20 protein-coding genes and 1 tRNA gene are annotated in these 17433 nt (G+C 64.9%); 13 read left to right on the top strand and 8 right to left on the bottom strand.

Annotated features, from left to right (window positions below; genetic code table 11):
- Positions 1 to 21: 21 nt before the first annotated feature.
- The 3 genes from Q0071_RS21040 to Q0071_RS21030 all read right to left on the bottom strand — a co-directional run bounded on the left by Q0071_RS21040 (position 22) and on the right by Q0071_RS21030 (position 4567).
- Positions 22 to 1356 carry an amidohydrolase family protein gene (locus Q0071_RS21040; protein WP_298174317.1) on the bottom strand — a complete coding sequence of 445 codons (1335 nt, stop codon included), beginning with the start codon at positions 1354 to 1356 and terminating at the stop codon, positions 22 to 24.
- Entirely contained in the window at positions 1353 to 2684 is a 1332-nt protein-coding gene (locus tag Q0071_RS21035) for an amidohydrolase (protein ID WP_298174416.1), read from the bottom strand. The genes Q0071_RS21040 and Q0071_RS21035 overlap by 4 nt, the downstream gene beginning before the upstream one ends.
- A 77-nt stretch (positions 2685 to 2761) precedes the next feature.
- Positions 2762 to 4567 (bottom strand): peptide MFS transporter, encoded by a 1806-nt coding sequence (locus Q0071_RS21030; RefSeq protein WP_298174315.1) that lies wholly within the window; start codon positions 4565 to 4567, stop codon positions 2762 to 2764.
- 231 nt (positions 4568 to 4798) lie between these two features.
- Here Q0071_RS21030 and Q0071_RS21025 point away from each other — a divergent pair, with 231 nt between their 5' ends.
- From Q0071_RS21025 to Q0071_RS20970, 12 genes are all read left to right on the top strand, one after another.
- Positions 4799 to 5161 (top strand): GntR family transcriptional regulator, encoded by a 363-nt coding sequence (locus tag Q0071_RS21025; RefSeq protein WP_298174313.1) that lies wholly within the window; start codon positions 4799 to 4801, stop codon positions 5159 to 5161.
- Between the two features lie 179 nt (positions 5162 to 5340).
- The gene (locus Q0071_RS21020; RefSeq protein ID WP_067909296.1) at positions 5341 to 5622 is read left to right on the top strand and encodes an integration host factor subunit beta; all 282 of its coding nucleotides are present in this window, start codon (positions 5341 to 5343) and stop codon (positions 5620 to 5622) included.
- 126 nt (positions 5623 to 5748) lie between these two features.
- Positions 5749 to 5833, top strand: a tRNA-Leu gene (locus Q0071_RS21015).
- A gap of 151 nt (positions 5834 to 5984) precedes the next feature.
- Complete coding sequence (locus Q0071_RS21010; RefSeq protein WP_298174309.1) at positions 5985 to 6773, top strand: hypothetical protein; 789 nt, start codon at positions 5985 to 5987, stop codon at positions 6771 to 6773.
- 28 nt (positions 6774 to 6801) lie between these two features.
- The gene (locus Q0071_RS21005) at positions 6802 to 7275 is read left to right on the top strand and encodes a TlpA disulfide reductase family protein (RefSeq protein WP_298174307.1); all 474 of its coding nucleotides are present in this window, start codon (positions 6802 to 6804) and stop codon (positions 7273 to 7275) included.
- 4 nt (positions 7276 to 7279) lie between these two features.
- Positions 7280 to 7498 (top strand): DUF4266 domain-containing protein, encoded by a 219-nt coding sequence (locus Q0071_RS21000; protein WP_298174305.1) that lies wholly within the window; start codon positions 7280 to 7282, stop codon positions 7496 to 7498.
- Entirely contained in the window at positions 7489 to 8835 is a 1347-nt protein-coding gene (locus Q0071_RS20995) for a DUF3570 domain-containing protein (RefSeq protein WP_298174303.1), read from the top strand. Before Q0071_RS21000 ends, Q0071_RS20995 begins: the two co-directional genes overlap by 10 nt.
- 30 nt (positions 8836 to 8865) lie before the next feature.
- Positions 8866 to 9732, top strand: coding sequence for an FAD:protein FMN transferase (locus Q0071_RS20990; RefSeq protein WP_298174301.1), 867 nt, complete (start codon positions 8866 to 8868; stop codon positions 9730 to 9732).
- A 165-nt stretch (positions 9733 to 9897) separates the two neighbouring features.
- Entirely contained in the window at positions 9898 to 10536 is a 639-nt protein-coding gene (locus tag Q0071_RS20985) for a PilZ domain-containing protein (protein WP_298174299.1), read from the top strand.
- A 103-nt stretch (positions 10537 to 10639) separates the two neighbouring features.
- Complete coding sequence (locus tag Q0071_RS20980) at positions 10640 to 12253, top strand: NAD(P)/FAD-dependent oxidoreductase (protein WP_298174297.1); 1614 nt, start codon at positions 10640 to 10642, stop codon at positions 12251 to 12253.
- Positions 12254 to 12303: 50 nt separating this feature from the next.
- On the top strand, positions 12304 to 12717 hold the full coding sequence (locus Q0071_RS20975) for a GtrA family protein (RefSeq protein ID WP_298174295.1): 414 nt from the start codon (positions 12304 to 12306) through the stop codon (positions 12715 to 12717).
- A complete protein-coding gene (locus Q0071_RS20970; protein ID WP_298174293.1) occupies positions 12717 to 14561 on the top strand; it encodes a hypothetical protein in 1845 nt (614 codons plus the stop codon). Before Q0071_RS20975 ends, Q0071_RS20970 begins: the two co-directional genes overlap by 1 nt.
- Here the strand turns inward: Q0071_RS20970 and xth are convergent.
- Genes xth through Q0071_RS20955 form a run of 3 tightly spaced genes read right to left on the bottom strand, consistent with a single transcriptional unit; the run spans position 14558 to position 16164 of the window.
- Positions 14558 to 15337, bottom strand: coding sequence for an exodeoxyribonuclease III (gene xth, locus Q0071_RS20965; protein WP_298174414.1), 780 nt, complete (start codon positions 15335 to 15337; stop codon positions 14558 to 14560). The genes Q0071_RS20970 and xth overlap by 4 nt on opposite strands.
- 2 nt (positions 15338 to 15339) lie before the next feature.
- Positions 15340 to 15696, bottom strand: a complete 357-nt coding sequence (gene erpA, locus Q0071_RS20960; protein ID WP_298174291.1) for an iron-sulfur cluster insertion protein ErpA — start codon at positions 15694 to 15696, stop codon at positions 15340 to 15342.
- A 36-nt stretch (positions 15697 to 15732) separates the two neighbouring features.
- Positions 15733 to 16164, bottom strand: a complete 432-nt coding sequence (locus Q0071_RS20955) for a CBS domain-containing protein (protein WP_298174289.1) — start codon at positions 16162 to 16164, stop codon at positions 15733 to 15735.
- A 141-nt stretch (positions 16165 to 16305) separates the two neighbouring features.
- Here Q0071_RS20955 and Q0071_RS20950 point away from each other — a divergent pair, with 141 nt between their 5' ends.
- Positions 16306 to 16617, top strand: coding sequence for a hypothetical protein (locus tag Q0071_RS20950; protein WP_298174287.1), 312 nt, complete (start codon positions 16306 to 16308; stop codon positions 16615 to 16617).
- A 3-nt stretch (positions 16618 to 16620) separates the two neighbouring features.
- On the opposite strand, the gene Q0071_RS20945 is transcribed toward Q0071_RS20950, so the two are convergent.
- The gene (locus Q0071_RS20945; RefSeq protein WP_298174285.1) at positions 16621 to 16998 is read right to left on the bottom strand and encodes a (2Fe-2S) ferredoxin domain-containing protein; all 378 of its coding nucleotides are present in this window, start codon (positions 16996 to 16998) and stop codon (positions 16621 to 16623) included.
- Positions 16983 to 17411 (bottom strand): thioesterase family protein, encoded by a 429-nt coding sequence (locus tag Q0071_RS20940; RefSeq protein WP_298174282.1) that lies wholly within the window; start codon positions 17409 to 17411, stop codon positions 16983 to 16985. The genes Q0071_RS20945 and Q0071_RS20940 overlap by 16 nt, the downstream gene beginning before the upstream one ends.
- Positions 17412 to 17433 lie beyond the last annotated feature (22 nt).

The raw sequence follows: 17433 nt of genomic DNA, 5'->3' as shown, positions 1-17433 counted from the left end.
CCATACGAGATCTTCGCATGGTCACTCGTACGCCTTGGGCAGCGCCCCTTCACTGGAGTGGCGGTATCTCTCACGCAACCTTGACTGGTGGTTGACCAGTGGCTGCGGCCTACCACTTATATATATTGTAACCGGAATGGATGATACCTCAAGCGGATCACCGTCCCAAATTACGACATCTGCCGCCAGGCCGGGCTTCAGGCTGCCGAACGCGGCGCTTTCGCCAAGGATGTCGGCGGGGATCGAGGTGATCGCGGCAAGCGCTTGCCCCCAGCTCAGCCCGGTCGCTCCGGGCACACGCGAAAGGCCGACAAGATTGCCCGCAAACTGCGGCGCATAGCGCGGCTGGTCGTTATCATAGAAGCCGCCCAGCGCCACTTTCACGCCCGCCGCAGTCATCCGTCCAACGTTGGACTGGGTGGCGGCAAGCGTCTCGAACGTGTTCGGCAGGTCCGCGAGCGCGCTGGCCAGCACCGGCACCTTGGCTGCAGCGAGTTCGCTGGCAACCCGCCACCCTTCGCCTGCACCGACAATCACCAGCCGGAGCGCAGGGAACTCACGGCCCAGCGCGATTACGCTGCGAATGTCCGCTGCCCGCTCGACATGAACGAAAAGCGGTTGCTTGCCGGTCACCACCGGGATCAGCGCGGCCGCATCCACGCGGGTCAGCAGCGCGTCGGCCGGTTGCGCAGCAGAATCCTTGCCCGGCTTGGCCTGCGCAAGATCGCGTGCTTCACGCAGCGCATTGCGCAGCAGCGCTTGCGCCGCGACGCGGCTGCCGCCGGCAAGGTCGGCACCGCGCTCGCCCAGTTCGACGAGCTGGAACACACGGGGCTCGACCGTGCCCGGGCCGTTCTGCGCCAGATCGATCACGGCGCCCTGCCCTGCAAAGATTGCGTTCGCGGCGACCGGAGCCACGCCCGCGCGGGTAATCCCGCTGGCACGGCTTATGGCGACTGGCGGCGCATCAGGATCGATCGCGACCGAAACATCGAGCCCGGCCGAAAAGCGCGCGGTGCCGGCATAGCTGTCGTTGCTTTCATCGACCGCGCCGACGTCGACGAGGCCAAGATCGGTCATCGCGGTGACGAGGCCGGGCGTGACCCATTTGCCGGTGCCATCGATAACCGGGATGCCGTCGGGGACCGCAATGGCCTTGCCGGCGGCCACGATCTTGCCGCCGCGCACCACCACGGTCCCTCCCGGGATCGGCGCGCTGCCATCACCGATGGCGATCATGGCGTTGGTGACGGCGAAATCACCGGATGGCAGAGCGGCGGGCGCATCGGCTGCGCGGGCCGGAAGCGCGGTGCCGGCGAGCAGCAGCGCGGCGGTGAGAAGGGCGGTCCGCTTCATTTCACGTCTCCCTCACCCGGCAGGCCCAGTTCGAAATCACTGACCGGCCGCCGCTTCGGATCGCCGAGATCGAACAGCAGGGCGCCGTCGATCCACACTTTTTCGGGGCGGGAATAGACCGAGAGCGGATTGCCGTTCCACAGCACGACATCGCCCATCTTGCCTTGCGCAAGGCTGCCAGTCTGCTTGTCGATGCCGAGCGCCTTGGCGGGGTTCAGCGTGATCCAGCGGATCACCTCACCATCGGGAATGGTGATGCCCATCCGTTTGCCTGCCGCGCGTGCCTTGGCGGCTTCCTGGTTGAGCCGCTGGATGCCGTTGGCGTCGTCCGAATGAATGATCACGCAGGCTCCCGTATCGGCCAGCAGCGCGGCGTTCTCGGGAATGGCGTCGAAGGCTTCCATCTTGAAGCCCCACCAATCGGCCCAGATCGCGGCGCAGATGCCGTTATCCTTGAGCAGGTCGGCGATCTTGTAGGCCTCCACGGCGTGGTGGAAGGCGGTGACCTTGTAGCCGAATTCCTTGGCCATATCGATGACCTGGGCCATCTCGTCGGCGCGGTAGCAGTGGTTCTGGACGAGGATCTTGCCGTCCAGCACATCGGCCATCGTGTCCATGGCCAGGTCGCGGTCGGTCAGTTTACCCTCGGCGCGCTTCTTGCGGTATTCGGCCGCCTTGATCCATGTCTGGCGGTCCACCGCCATGTTGCCCATGCGCGTGGAGGGCATCTGGCCCTTTCCGCCATAGACGCGCTTGGGGTTCTCGCCGCAGGCCATCTTCATGCCATAGGGCGCGCCGGGGAACTTCATCGCCTGCACGGTGCGGGCGTAGACGTTCTTGAGCACGACCGAGCGCCCACCGATGAGATTGGCCGAGCCCGGCAGGATCTGCATCGTCGTCACACCGCCGTTGGTGAGCGCGCGGCTGAAGCCCGGGTCCTGCGGCCAGACGCTGTGTTCGGCCCAGACTTGCGGCGTGGTCGGCGCGGTCGCCTCATTGCCATCGGAATGCGCGGCGACTTGCGGGCTGGCGTAGACACCGAGGTGGCTGTGAATGTCGATCACCCCGGGGGTGACGAACTTGCCCGCGCCATCGATGCGGCGATAGCCATCGGGCACCGCGAGCCGCGCGTCGCCCACGGCAACGACCTTGCCGCCCTGAAGCAGCACGGTGCCGTTGGCGATCTCACCGCCGGTGCCATCGAATACCGTGGCGCCAACGATCGCGGTGGGCTCGCCCGGATAAGCCTTGTACGTCGAGGGGTAGGGGTTTTCCTGCCAGGTTGGCCCGGTGGCCGGGGCAGGCTTCGTCTCGGCCATGCCCGCCATGGGCGATGCGAGCAGGGCGAGACCCGCCAGCATATGCGTGGCCACGCGGCCCATCGCTCGTATCCCGTGCATGCCTGTCACTTCACTCCATGCATCAGCCGCTTCAGCGGCACCGAAAGCACCAGCAGGACCAGGCCGATCACCGCCGAGACTTCGCCGATGGTCTGGAACACGCCGACATAGGTCTCAAGGCTCACCTTGAGGTTGGTGACTTCGCCGCCAACCGTCTCCACACTGGCGAATTGTGCAACAACACCAGCGACATACTGCGCCACCGCGATGGAGAGGAACCACGTCCCCATCATCAGGCCGACGATCCGGGCGATCGAAAGCTTGGTCACCATCGAGAGGCCGACCGGGGAAATGCACAGCTCGGCCATCGAGTGGATCAGGTAGAGCCCGGCGAGCCACCACAGCGCGACCTTGAAATCGGGCCCGGCAAACTGCGCACCCCAGACCAGGAACAGGAAGCCTGCGCCGACGCCGACGAGTGCGAGGCCGAACTTGACCGGGATGCCCGGCTCCATCCCCCGCTTCGCCAGTGCGCCCCACAGGATCGAGAACAGCGGCGCCAGTACCACGATGAACAGGGCGTTGAAAAATTGCGTCTGCCCCGCCGTGATCGAGAACAGGCCGAACACGCTCATGTCCGTATTGCGATCGGCAAACAGCGTGAGCGAGGAACCGGCCTGCTCGAACAGGGTCCAGAACACAGTGTTGAAGGTGATGAGCACGATCGCCGCAACCATCATCTCGAACTCGCGCTTGTCGCCGTTCTGCCATGACCACACCAGAATGCCGGGGATGGCGATGATGAAGGTGCCGAACATGATCTTGCCCATGATCGGCAGGCTGGCGATGTAGCCGATGAGCCCGCTGCCCTCGGGCGGTTTCGCATAGGCCATGAGGTTCGCGAACAGCAGGTAGGCGAGCGGGACTGCCAGGATCGCCCCGATGTAGACGAGGACATCGCGCGAAGGGTTCGCGCCCGCTGGCCGTTCGCCAAAGCCATCGAGCTTGCCGCCATCGAACTGGAACAGCAGCCACGAGACCGCCATGCCCGCCGCCGCCAGCGCGAAGCCCGCCCACCAGCCGAGCCCGCCCCACGAGCCCATGCCGACTGCGAGCAGCGGGCAGAGGATCTGCGAGAACAGCGAGCCAAGGTTGATGCCCATGTAGAAGATGGTGAAGCCCGCATCGCGCCGCCGGTCGCCCTGTTCATAGAGCTCACCGACGATGGTGGAAATGTTGGGCTTGAAGAAGCCATTGCCCACGGTGACGAAAGCGAGGCCGGTAATGAGGAGGAAGGTATAGAGCGGATTGCGTTCTCCGCCCGCTTCAAACCCGCCTGCCGGAATGCGGCGCGCTTCGCTGCCGTCCTCGCGCAGCAGCGAGACGGTCTTGTCCTCGTTGCCCTTGATCCGAAGCGCAGCGCCGTGGTCGCTGATATACTGGCGCCGGGCTTCGCCGTTGCCTTCGACGGTCACTTCATACCGTGTGCCCTCGATCGTGGCGTAGGGTTTGGCCGCGCCGCCGGTGCTCGAGAAGCAGAGCACCGCGTAGCCCAGGCTCATGAGAATGGCGCCGAACTTGACCGAACGCTTGGAGCCGAGGAACCGGTCCGCCATCATGCCGCCGATCAGCGGGGTCAGGTAAACCAGCGCGGTGAAGCCCCCGTAGAGGCCCGTCGTCGTCGTGTCGCTGAACAGGAAATGCTGCGCGAGATACAGCGTGAGCAACGCGCGCATGCCGTAGTAGCCGAACCGTTCCATCGCCTCGGTCGTGAACAACCGGGCCAGCTGTGCCGGGTGGCCAAACCAGCTGGCATCGCGCGCGGCTCGGGTTGGCTCGGCGTCGACTGCGGCTCCAAGCGGTTCTGTCATGGCGTGAAAAAGCTCCCCTCGCGCATCCTGTGCGGAATTTGCGAGCATGATTAGCGTCTAACCGCGTCTTGGGAAGGTTCTTGTCACAGTTTTCCTAGCGGAATCAGACGACAAGGTGGTTTCGTGCGCGATGTGCATCCCCCGGGATCGGACAGCGTGCGGAACGGCCGCAATGTGTAATTTTGTTGCGCTCGGTTGCGCGTCTCGCTGTATTATGGCACCGCATCACCTATGGCATCTCCGAGTTCCTCCGCAGGACGGCCCGTCTACCTGAAGCTGCGCGATCAGATCGCGGCCGCGATACTGGACGGCACGTTTGCGGAAGGCGCCATGCTACCGTCGGTGCGCGCCTACGCGGCGGCGGAGGCGGCCAATCCGCTCACAGTGGCCAAGGCGTACCAGCAATTTCAGACCGAAGGGCTCGTACAGGTCCAGCGCGGGGTGGGCATGTTCGTCGCGCCGGGCGCGGCAGAAGCGCTTCGGACGCGCGAGCGGGAGGCATTCCTGCACCACGAATGGCCCGAAATCAGGGTGCGCATGCGGCGGCTCCATCTCGATGCGGCGGCGCTGCTGGGCGAGCCGGAACGAACCTGAGCACTCTTGGCGCTAATCCCTTGCCGTATAACGATTGATAAGTTGCCGCACCGCATGTGGTCTGGCACACTTGCATCGCTCCAGCGGACCGGGACTCGCCCGGAAGGAGTGATGTCGGCGGCGCGGATCAAGCCTAAAGGGCACCCGCTGTTCCCGGCATGCAAGTAGGGGGGATGCGGATGATCCGATCCGAATTGTTGCAGGCGCTTGCCAAACAAAGCCCAGGCATGCGCGGCGAAGAGATCGAGCGCGTGGTCGACGTGTTCTTCGACGAGATAGCAAAGCGCCTTGCCGAAGGTGGCCGCGTGGAACTGCGCGGCTTCGGCGCGTTTTCGACGCGTGAGCGCGATGCGCGCAAGGGACGCAATCCGCGGACCGGCGATTCCGTCGAGGTTCCGGGCAAGCGCGTGCCTTATTTCAAGCCCGGCAAGGACATGCGGCTGCGGCTCAACGCCGAGTAAGGTGGGCTGGCCGCGGGGCTTTCCCGCGGCTACCCGGCGTCCAGACGGCAACCATCGGCGCGAGGACCGCGTCGGGCGTTGCCGTGCCCGCTCCTCTGTGCCATCGAGCAGCCCTGCCCATCAAACGCGGACGTGGCGGAATGGTAGACGCAGGGGACTTAAAATCCCTTGAGCTCAGCTCGTGCGGGTTCGAGTCCCGCCGTCCGTACCAGGTGGCGCAATCCGGACGCGGGTTCGCCTCGCCGCGTCCATTGCTCCCTCCGCCGCAGAGGAACTTGGTTAGGACCAAGTAAGAATACTTATTGCCTGCGGGTTAATGTACGCCGCCCACACACCGGCAGAACGCTGCAGGGGGGCTGGCCATGGCGGTCATCAAAGGTACGATCAACGCCGATACGCTGAACGGGACGACCGGGTCCGATCAGATTACCGGGCTTGCCGGTTCTGATATTCTCAAAGGACTGGGCGGCAACGACCTGCTCGACGGCGGCACAGGTGATGACACCATGTACGGCGGCGCGGGCGACGATATCTACATCGTCGATTCCGTGAACGACAAGGTGATCGAGCTGACCGGCGAAGGGATCGATCTGGTCAAGGCCAGCGTCAGCTTCACACTGGGCGCCTTTGTCGAAAATCTCCTGCTGACGGGCACGGCTGCCATCAACGGAACCGGCAACGCGCTGGCCAACACGTTGACCGGCAACAGCGGGAACAACATCCTCAAGGGACTTGCTGGCAACGATATTCTCGACGGGGGCGCCGGGGCGGATCAGCTGATCGGCGGCACCGGCATGGATACGATGACCGGCGGTGCGGGCAACGACAGGTTCGTCTTCGCCGATGGCGATTTTGCGAGCAAGACCTCGACCGGGGCTGACGTGATCGTGGACTTCACGGCGGGCGACAAGATCGACCTCAGCCTGGTCGACGCGGTGAGCACGGCCACGCCCTATAACCAGCCGGGCGATCAGGCCTTCGTGTTCATCGGGCACAACCGCTTCCACATCCAGACGGGCCGGGAGCTGCGCTATGATGTCGTCGGCGGCAACACCTATGTCTATGGCAGCACGAACGGGGATGCGACGGCGGATTTCTGCATCAAGATCCTTGGAATCCACACGCTGACATCGACTGATTTCGTTTTGTGAGTTTCTGCGCGGGGGGCGCTTCGGGTTGATGGATGCACAGGTTCCGGCATCGCGCCGCGCGGTCTTGGGCGGCCTTGCCGGCATGGCGCTGGCGGGGTTGTGCACGCCTGTCGAAGCGGCTGCCTCGCTCGATCTTGCCAGGTATCGCGGCAAGGTCGTCTACGTGGATTTCTGGGCATCATGGTGCGGGCCCTGCAAGCTGTCCTTTCCCTTCATGCAGGAGCTCGCCGGGCGCTATCCGGCGGGCGACCTTGCCGTGGTGACCGTGAACGTGGACCGCCAGCGCGGGGCGGCGGATGCCTTCCTGCGGCAGGTCCGCTCCAGCCTGCCGGTCATCTATGACGCGGCCGGCGATCTGGCGCAGACATGGAAGGTGGCCGACATGCCGACCTCGCTGGTGTTCGACCGCAAGGGCGCGATGCGCTTCCGCCATCAGGGGTTCTTTCCCGGCAAGGTGCGCGAATACGAGGGCCATGTTGCCCAGCTCTTGCAGGAGGCCTGAGGCCATGCGCTGCGCCCGTCTCCTGATCATCGCAGTTTTGCCGCTGCTGGGTGCCTGCGCGCATGTCGGTGCCCAGCCCTGGCAGCGTGACGTGCTGGCGAGGAAATCGATGCAGCTCGGGCGTGATCCGTCGATCATTGCCTTCGACGAGCACACCTATTTCAGCAAGGAGGCAGCGTCCGGCGGACGCAGCTTCGATGGCGGAGGCTGCGGGTGCAATTGAACGGCGGCGGGCTGTCCGCAACGCTCGGCATGCTCGCCGGGGCGCTGCTGGGCGCCCAGCCGGTTGCAGCACAAGCCGATGGGGCCGCCGCCAACGCCTATGACCAGACGGCGAGCGAACCTGGCACCATGGTCGCCGATTCCGCGCTCCTCATCTACCAGGAGGACGACGACCGTGTCCGCGCCGTCGAGGCCTCCTCCACCATCACCTGGAACGCAGCCAGCGGCGCCGTCGTCTCCGGCCGGTTGACCTATGATGCACTGACCGGCGCGACGCCCAATGGCGGTGTCCGATCGCGCTATCCGCAGAATTTCTACCCGCCGAGCAAGCCGAGCATCGGCAGCGGGCTGGGGACCAACCCCGATACCCAGACCGGCGCGTCCGGCCGTTACACCGTCGCACCGGGCCAGCTGCCGGTGGACAAGGGGTTCAAGGATCACCGCGAGGCCTATGATCTGGGGGTGACACTCCCGCTCGAGGATGGCTTCAAGCTCGGCCTGGGCGGGGCTGCTTCGTTCGAAACCGATTATGCATCCTGGTCGGCACGCGCCTCGGTCGCCAAGGACCTGTGGGGCAAGAACACCACGCTCTCGATGGGCTTCAATTTCGAGCACGACACGGTGCGGCCCTTCACCGGCATTCCGCGCGCCCAGTCGTTCATGGGCGATCAGATCGTGGCGCGATCCCGGGTCAAGCGCGTCGCCAGCCTCGTCGCCGGGGTCACGCAGATTCTCAGCCCCACCTGGCTGGTGCAGCTGAACTACAGCTACGGCGTCAGTCGCGGCTATCACACCGATCCCTACAAGGTCTTCACGCTGGTAGACAGCGCCACCGGTGATCCGTTCTACACCATCTACGAGGAACGGCCCGGCGTGCGCCGACGCAGCAGCATTTACGGGGCGACCAAGTTTGCGCTCGGTTCTGCGGTCACGGACGCTTCGGTGCGCTGGTATGATGATAGCTGGGGCATCACGGCAATGACTTATGCGCTTTCGCAGCACCTGCCGCTGGGGAAAGCGGCCTATCTCGAGCCAGGGCTGCGGTTCTATCGCCAGACCGCCGCACGCTTCTTCGCGCCGTACCTCGGCATCGACGTACCCGCCCCGCGCTATGTCAGTGCGGACAGCCGTCTCTCGCGGTTTCGTGCCTGGACCTTCTCGTTCAAGGCCGGAGCGCAGCTGACCTCGCGGCTGGAAGTCTATGGCGTGGCAGAGCGATATGTGCAGCAAGGGTTGCGGTTCGATCGGTCGGCCCCCGGTGTGCTGGCGCGGACCGACCTGTTTGCCGGCACCCGATCCACCAGTCTGATCACCGGAGTGCGCTATACCTGGCATTAGAAGATCGGTGGACTGGCGATGGCCAAGGCGATGAAATCGACAGGAGTCCACAAGCATCGCTTCACTGCGATGGGTACGCCTTGTGAAGTGCAGGTGGAAAGCCGCGACAGTCTGCTCGCGGCGGAACTGGCGCGAATCGGTGAAGCCGAAGCCCGGCGGATCGAGGAAAAGTACACCCGCTACAAGCCGACCGGCGTGGTCTGGGCGATCAACAACGCTGGCGGCAAGCCGGTCGAGGTGGACGAGGAGACCGCTGGTCTTATCGATTATGCCGCGCAGGTTCATGCGCTGAGCGAAGGGCGCTTCGATGTGACCTCGGGCGTGCTGCGCCGTGCGTGGACGTTTGATGGATCGGACCGTGTGCCGGCGCCGGAGCAGGTCGCCGCGCTCATGCCGCTGGTCGGATGGGGCAAGGTGCAGTGGGAGTGCCCCCGCCTTATCCTGCCACCAGGCATGGAAATCGATCTCGGCGGTATCTGCAAGGAATACGCGGTCGATCGCGCGGCGATGGCGATCATGGCGGCCGCCGATTGCCCGGCCCTGATCAATTTCGGCGGCGATCTGCGCACAACGCGGGCCAAGGCGGGCGGGCGCTGGGCAGTGGCCATCGAATCGCTCGATCCGGCCAAGGCCTCTGGCGGGCTCCTCCAGATCGGCGAAGGCGCCATCGCGACGAGCGGGGATGCCAGGCGCTTCCTGCTGAAGCAGGGCAGGCGCTACAGCCACATCCTTGATCCCCGCACCGGCTGGCCGGTGGAAAGCCCGCCGCGCTCGGTCACCGTGGCGGCGCGGACTTGTGTGCAGGCCGGTACACTGTCCACTCTGGCGATGTTGCTGGGCCGAGAGGCGGAGACATTTCTCAAGTCGGAAAAGGCCGAAGCCTGGGTGCTCTGGTAACCTGGGCGACTTACCTCGGGTAACAACATGTCAATGATCAGTGCGTTAGAAGGCTGTCCGCACAGCGGAGCGCACATCTGGCCGGAAGGGTCCGGAAGGATGTGCGAGGGGAAACTAGGCTTGGCACAGGATCAGCAACTGCCGGGGAACTCCCGACAGAATCAGATGGGTGCGCCCCCCGGTTCGGAGCTTCGCTCCGCACCGCGCTATGCCCTGCTGATTCGCACTGCCAAGATCATCGCCGACGGACGCGAATTTCTCTGCATTATCCGCGATGCCTCGGCCACCGGCCTCAAGATCCGCCTCTTCTCGCCTTTGCCGCACGCAAGGGACCTCGCCGTCGAACTGATGACCGGCGATCGCTACCCGGTCGAACTGGTCTGGCATGCAGACGACTATGCCGGGCTTCGCTTCCCGCAGGAAATCGATGTCGAACGGCTGCTCGACGAATCGCGCGGCACGTTCCCCAAACGCCAGATCCGCTTGCAGATCGCGCTCAGCGGCGTGCTGCATTCGGGTGGCGAGGCTGTGCCCGTGCTGTTCCGCAACCTGTCACAGCAGGGTGCCTGCGTGGAATCGGAAAAGTGGCTGCTGATGAACGAGCTGATCCGCCTCGAGACCGGTGTAACGCAGCCGCTCTACGCCAAGGTCCGCTGGCGCAGCCATCCGCGCTATGGCCTGATCTTCGAGCACACATTCCGGCTCGAAGAACTGGCCCGCATTTCAGCACCGCTGCAATTCGCGCAGGCTCTGGAAGAGCACGCCAAGCCGCATGCGAATCAGCCTTCCTCCGGTGAAGCCTGACCTTGCGGGAGTTTCGCTGATCCCGCCCGCATTGTTAACCGTCTCTTAGCCATTTTCGTTCACTTCCGTTGCCAAGGCATGAACGCTTGAGCGGGAGCTAGCGATGGGTAACGGTTTCACGGGTCTGCAGGGGGAAAGCAGCGAGGTTCAGGTCGATGTTGCGATCATCGGCGCGGGACCTGCTGGGCTGACCGCCGGTTACCTGTTGTCGAAGAAGGGCCTCAAGGTCGCGATCATCGAGAAGGACACGCGCTACGTCGGCGGCATCAGCCGCACGGTGGAGCACGAGGGTTATCGCTTCGATATCGGCGGCCACCGCTTCTTCTCGAAGTCGCAGCAAGTTGTCGATTTGTGGAACGAGATCCTGCCCGACGACTTCATCCAGCGTCCGCGCATGAGCCGCATCTACTACGAGGGCAAGTTCTACTCCTACCCGCTGCGCGCGTTCGAAGCGCTGCGCAACCTCGGCATCTGGCGCTCGACCACCTGCATGGCGAGCTATGCCTGGACGAAGCTGTTCCCGATTCGGGAGGTGAAGAGCTTCGAGGACTGGACCAGCAACCAGTTCGGCAAGAAGCTCTATTCGATCTTCTTCAAGACCTACACCGAGAAGGTCTGGGGTATGCCCTGCAACGAGATGAGCGCCGACTGGGCCGCGCAGCGCATCAAGGGCCTCTCGCTCGGCGCTGCGGTGTTCGATGGCGTGAAGCGCAGCCTCGGGCTCAACAAGCGCCCGAACGACGGCATGCAGACCAAGACCCTGCTCGAAACCTTCCGCTATCCGCGCCAAGGCCCGGGCATGATGTGGGAAGCCGCGCGCGACAAGATCGTCGCCGCTGGCAGCCACGTCCTGATGGGCCATGCCATGAAGCAGCTTGCCAGCGACGGCCAGGGCGGCTGGCGCCTTTCGGCGACCCGCGCCGAGGATGGCGGCGAGACGGTGATCCGCGCCAGGCATGCCATCAGCTCTGCACCGATGCGTGAACTCGCCGCGCGCCTCCATCCGCTGCCGGCCTCGACACTGGAGGCCAGCCGCCTCAGGTACCGCGACTTCCTCACCGTGGCGCTCAAGATCCAGAGCGAGGACCTGTTCCCCGACAACTGGATCTACATTCACGACAGCAAGGTCCGCGTTGGCCGTGTCCAGAACTTCCGCTCGTGGTCGCCCGAAATGGTGCCCGATGAAAGCGTCGCCTGCGTCGGTCTCGAATACTTCTGCTTCGAGGGCGATGATCTCTGGGCCTCGAGCGACGAGGACCTGATCAAGCTCGCGACGAAGGAAATGGACATTCTCGGCCTCGTCGATCCGGCCAAGGTGATCGGCGGCGCAGTCGTCCGTCAGGAAAAGGCCTACCCGGTCTACGACGACGAGTACGCCGCCAACGTCGCCGCGATGCGCCACGAACTGGAAGCCAGCCACCCGACACTGCACCTTGTCGGCCGCAACGGCATGCACCGCTACAACAACCAGGACCACGCGATGATGACCGCGATGCTTACGGTCGAAAACATCATCGCAGGCAGCCGCGTTTACGACATCTGGTGCGTGAACGAGGACGCCGAGTATCACGAAGCGGGCGATGAGGGGGCCCAAAGCGCTATCCCCGCCCGCGCCGTGAGCGAGGACCAGGCCGCCGCGCTCACTTCGCTGCGCGACGTGCCGACGCGGATTGCCGGATCCGAGGCGGCATCCGGCAGGGATCGCGCTGCGGCTTGACCGCCACCTTTCGGGCCCGCCCGTGATGCCGTGCTGAACAGGATTTTGTCGTGACTGTGCTCGATATCGCTCCGCTTCATCGCATCCGCCAGATCGTGCTGGTGCGCTATATCCTCGCCAGCGTGGGGGCGCTGGCGGTGGATATGGGCACGTTCCTCGCGCTGCTCTCCGCCGGCGTTCCGCCCGTCGCAGCTTCGGCGCTGGGTTATGGACTCGGCATCATGGTCCACTGGATCCTGTCGAGCCGGAAGGTTTTTGCCGATCAGGTTGCGGAAGGCGGGATCGCGCGCACCAGGCAGAAAGCGATGTTCGTCGTTTCGGCGCTGATCGGCCTTGGCGTGACCACCCTTATCGTCGGCGGGGCCAGCGCGGCAGGTCTCGATCCCCGTGCTGCCAAGCTTTGCGCCATCGTCGTCAGCTTTGCGGTGACCTGGCTCCTGCGCAAGCGCGTGGTGTTCCGCTGATGGCAACGCTTTATGCCGGGGGCGAGGCCGCCTCGTTGCAGACCGCTTTCGTCACCGATCCCGCCAAGGGTCCATACCGGCGCGTCCTGATCACCTGGGCGCTGCTGGCGGTGACGATGATTCTCATCAACTTCCGGCTCATCGCCATGCTGCGCTTCGGCGATCCCGATGACGCGCTGCGCCTGCTGCAGGTGCGCGATCTGCTCGCGGGGCAATCGTGGTTCGATGTCCACCAGTACCGCATCGCCGCCCCCGAAGGCGTCGCGATGCATTGGTCGCGGCTGGTCGACATTCCGATCGCCGCCATGATTCTGTTGCTGCGTCCGCTGCTGGGAACGGCTGGCGCTGAATTCGCCACGGTGATCGCGGTGCCGCTGCTCACGCTGCTTTGCGCCATGGCGCTGCTGGGCCGCCTTGCCGCGCGCTGGTTCAACGATGAAGTCGTAGCGCTTGCGTGCCTGATGATCGGCCTTTCGCCGACGGTGCTGTGCCAGTTCACGCCAATGCGCATCGATCACCATGGCTGGCAGATCGTGCTCGCGCTCGTTGCGTTGAGCGGGCTCCACGCGAAAGACGCGCTGAAGGGCGGCGCGGTGATCGGCGCCGCGCTCGCGGCCTTGCTGGCAATCTCGATCGAGGGTCTGCCACTGACGGCGCTGTTCCTCGGTATCTGTGCGCTGCGCGGCCTGCGTGCCCCCGCCGCCCGGTTCGACTGGTTCTGCACCGCCAGCATGAGTCTTGCACTTTCAAGCGTGGCGATTTTCCTCGGCACACGCGGGACTTATGATCTGATCACGCATTGCGACGCCATTTCGCCGGTTCACCTTGCGCTGTTCGCGTGGGTTGCGGCCGGCGCTGCGGCGCTGCGCTTCGCCACGCCGCGCACGCTGGTCGGGCAGCTCGCTGGCCTCGCCGTAATGGGGGCGGGCGCTGCGGTGATCATGTTCGGTGTCGCGCCCGAATGCCGTGGCGGTGCCTTCGTGATGCTCGATCCGCTGGTCAAGCGCTACTGGTACGATTCGGTCGCTGAAGGCATGCCCTTCTGGCACACCAGCGCCCCGATGGCGGCGGCGATCCTCATGGGGCCGCTGGTCGGGGTCTACGGCACGTTCCGTCTCTGGCGCGAAGCCAAGGACGCACCGACGCGGCTGCTGTGGCTCGATCACATGCTGCTGCTTGCGGGTGCCTGGCTGATCGGCGTGGTGGTGGCGCGCGCTTCGGCAACCGCGCTGGTCTTTGCCGCCGTGCCTTCAGCGGCGCTGATCCTCGGCTGGGTCTACCGTCTGCGCAGCGTGGCGATCCTTCCGCGCCTTGGCGGTTATGCGCTCGTCGTCTCGCTTCTGGCGCCTGGGCTTCCTGTGGTTGTGGCGATGGGGGCGGTCAATCCGGCTTCGGCCAATTCGGCATCCGGCACCACGGTCCAGTCGATCGCCGGGATCAAGGTCGGCGCGATCGGGATGTCGAAGTGCCGCTATGACCTCGCCGGCGCCGCGCTCAACAAGATGCCTGCAACCGACATTTTCGCCCCGCTCGATATCGGGCCGGACCTCATCGTGAATTCGCACGCCCGCGTGGTGGCAACCGGCCATCACCGCGGGGCGGCCGGCATGCACGATGTGATCGCCGCCTTCATTGCACCCGCAGCGGAAGCCCATGCCATTGTGCGCAAACGCCATACGACGCTGATCGCGGTCTGCCCGGATATCTACGAGCCGGCCGTCTATGCCACCCGCGCCCCGAACGGCCTGATGGCACAACTGCTCGATGGCAAGGCGCCCGCATGGCTCCAGCCGGTAGACATCGCTCCCGGATCGCACATCCGGTTCTGGAAAGTGCTGAACTAGGCCGGTTCGCGCAGCGTGACCCACACCGGCGCATGGTCGCTGGCCTTCTCGCGCCCGCGATAGGCCTTGTCGACGCCAGCCCCCACCAGGCGGTCGGCCAGTTCGGGCGAAAGCAGTGCGTGATCGATGCGGAACCCGTGATCGCGCTGCCACGCCCCGGCCTGATAATCCCAGAAAGTCCACAGGCCGCCGCGCGGATGGTGGAGATCGAGCGCGTCGGTCCAGCCGTCGTTGAGCAGACGGCGATAGGCATCGCGCGATTCCGGCTGCATCAGCGAATCGCTTGCCATCGCGCGGGTATCCCACACGTCCTTGTCCTCCGGGATCACGTTGTAATCCCCGATCACCAGCGCGGGCACTTCCTCTGCCGCGATCTCGGCCATGCGCGCCCGCAGCCGCTCCATCCAGCGCAGCTTGTAATCGAACTTCGGCCCCGGTTGGGGATTGCCGTTGGGCAGGTAGATGCACACCACGCGCAGCCCGAAGACATCGGCCTCAAGATAGCGCGAATGCTCGTCCTCAGGCTCTCCGGCCAGGCCGCGCTGCACTTCCACCGGCTTGGTGCCGTCAGCCAGAATGGCAACGCCGTTGAAGCCTTTCTGGCCGTGCCAGATCGCGTGATAGCCGATCTTCTCGAACTCGGCGGCGGGGAAGTCCGCGTCCTGGGTCTTGATCTCCTGCAGGCAGGCGACAGATGGCCGGGTTTCCTCCAACCATTCCAGCAGGCGCGGCAGCCGCGCCTTGATCCCGTTTATGTTGAACGAAGCGACCTTGATACTCACACCGAAAAGCTCGAACCGCAGCCGCAGCCTGAGGCCGCCTGCGGATTGGTGACGCGGAAGGCAGCGCCGCCGAGCGATTCAACATATTCCACAGTCGCGCCCGCGATCAGTTCAAGGCTCATCGGATCGACGAGGAGCCGCACGCCATCGGTCTCACTCACGAGATCGTCGGACTCGGGCTCGTCCCCCATCTCGAACTTGTACTGAAAGCCCGAACAGCCGCCGCCTTCGACCGCGAGGCGCAGCACGGCGGGGCGGTTCTGCTTCGCAGCAATCGCGGCGATGCGCGCCGCTGCGCTGGGGGCGAGCGTGACGCTGCCCGAAAGTGCGGAATCCTGGATAAGCGTGGTCATGACTCCAAGATAGGGCAGGGCGGCCGCACTCTCAAGCTAAGCCGTCTGGATATACTCGCGCAGGGCCTCGGCCTCGGCCTCGATCCGGTCGATGCGGAATTTCACGAGGTCGCCGATCGAGACGAAGCCGACCATCTTGCCGTTGTCGAGCACCGGCAGGTGGCGAACACGGCGGCGAGTCATCAGCGCCAGCGCTTCGAGCGCGCTGTGATCGGGCGAGACCGAGATGACCGGCGCGGTCATCACATCGCGGACCCGCATCTGCAGCGCGGTGCCGCCGTGAAGCTTAAGAGCATAAAGCACGTCGCGTTCGGAAAAGATCCCGGCCACCTCGTTTCCCGCATCGGTGACCGGCAAGGCCCCGATGCGGCGTGAGGCGAGGGTTTCGACAGCGTCGGCAACGAGGTCGTCGGCATGGCAGTGCCATACCTCTCCCGAACGGCCGGCGATCAGCAGCGCGATCGACATGGCATCCTCCTTCTCCCCTTTCGGGAGATCCCACTTCTCCGGCAAGTCGTTCCAAAGCTTGCCGATTCGCAGATCATGCCACCAAAGGGCAGGCGGGGAAAGCGATTGCCTTGGCGGGGCAAGCGGCGCATGAAACCGGCCATGGCCAACCCCGTTCGCCCTTCTCCGCTCGATGATCCGGATTACGCCCAATTCGCGTGGGGCCGCTATTTCCGCGTCATGCGCTGGATGGGGCTCCTGACCCTGGCGGTCATGGCGGCAGCTGCCTTCTACCTCTACGAGGCTGTCGGGCTCGTCTCGATCCACCTCTATATCGCGGCCATGCTCGGCATCGGTTTCACGATGATGCTGATGGCCGCGCTGATGGGCCTCGTGTTTCTGTCCAGCGGCACCGGCCATGATGAGGCGGTGGACAACGGCCTCGAGCAGCATGTCGATGAGTGGTGGAAATGAAGGTCACTCGGGCGGCGTGAGGCGGTAGTCCTCGACCGGCACCCCGCCGATCACGTGCTCCTGAATGATCCGCTCCAGCACTTCCGGCGTGCAGGAATGGTACCAGACGTTGTCCGGATAGACGAGCGCGACCGGCCCCGCCGCGCAGACGCGCAGGCAGCCGACCTTGTTGCGCAGCACGCCCTGCGGCCCGCCGAGCTTGAGTTCGCCCAGCCGCTTCTTGAGGAAGTTCCACGCGGCATCGCCCGCCTCGCGCGGGGCGCACTTGTCCTTATCGGGACCGGCGCAGAGCAGGATGTGCCGCTGCGGGGCAAAACCGCCCAGCCCGGCCACGGCCTGTCGCGCCAGCGTGACCTCATCAGGCTTCACCGGATCAACCATGCATCGAGCCTTTCGCGAAGGGCGAGGTCGATCGACTGCGGCCGCTCGCCATCGGTGAATACGATGGTGACCTGCGCCGTCGCCACCGGACGGCCATCCTGCAGCAGCAATTGCCTGAGGCTCCAACTGCTGCGCCCGCCGGGCAGCGCGCCGACGCGGCATTCGAGGCCCGCCGGGTAATAGGCCTGCGCCAGATAGTCGATCGTCACGTTGGCGACCATGAAGCGCGCGCCATCGGTGTTCTTCGGCATTCCGACTGCCGTGATGAAGCGCAGCCGCGCATCCTCGAACACTGCGGCCATCGCCACGTTGTTGATGTGCCCGTTGGGATCGAGATCGGCAAACCGCGTGGTGACGGCATTGCCGAAAGGGTAGCGCGCGGGATCGAGCAGCGCGGGATCAGGTCTGGCCATGGCCGCGCCCTAGCATAGCCGA

It is taken from the genome of Novosphingobium sp. (assembly GCF_027486195.1).
Lineage (GTDB): Bacteria > Pseudomonadota > Alphaproteobacteria > Sphingomonadales > Sphingomonadaceae > Novosphingobium.
The sequence above is the reverse complement of the archived record's forward strand: the minus strand, read 5'-3'. Positions and strand labels throughout refer to the sequence as shown.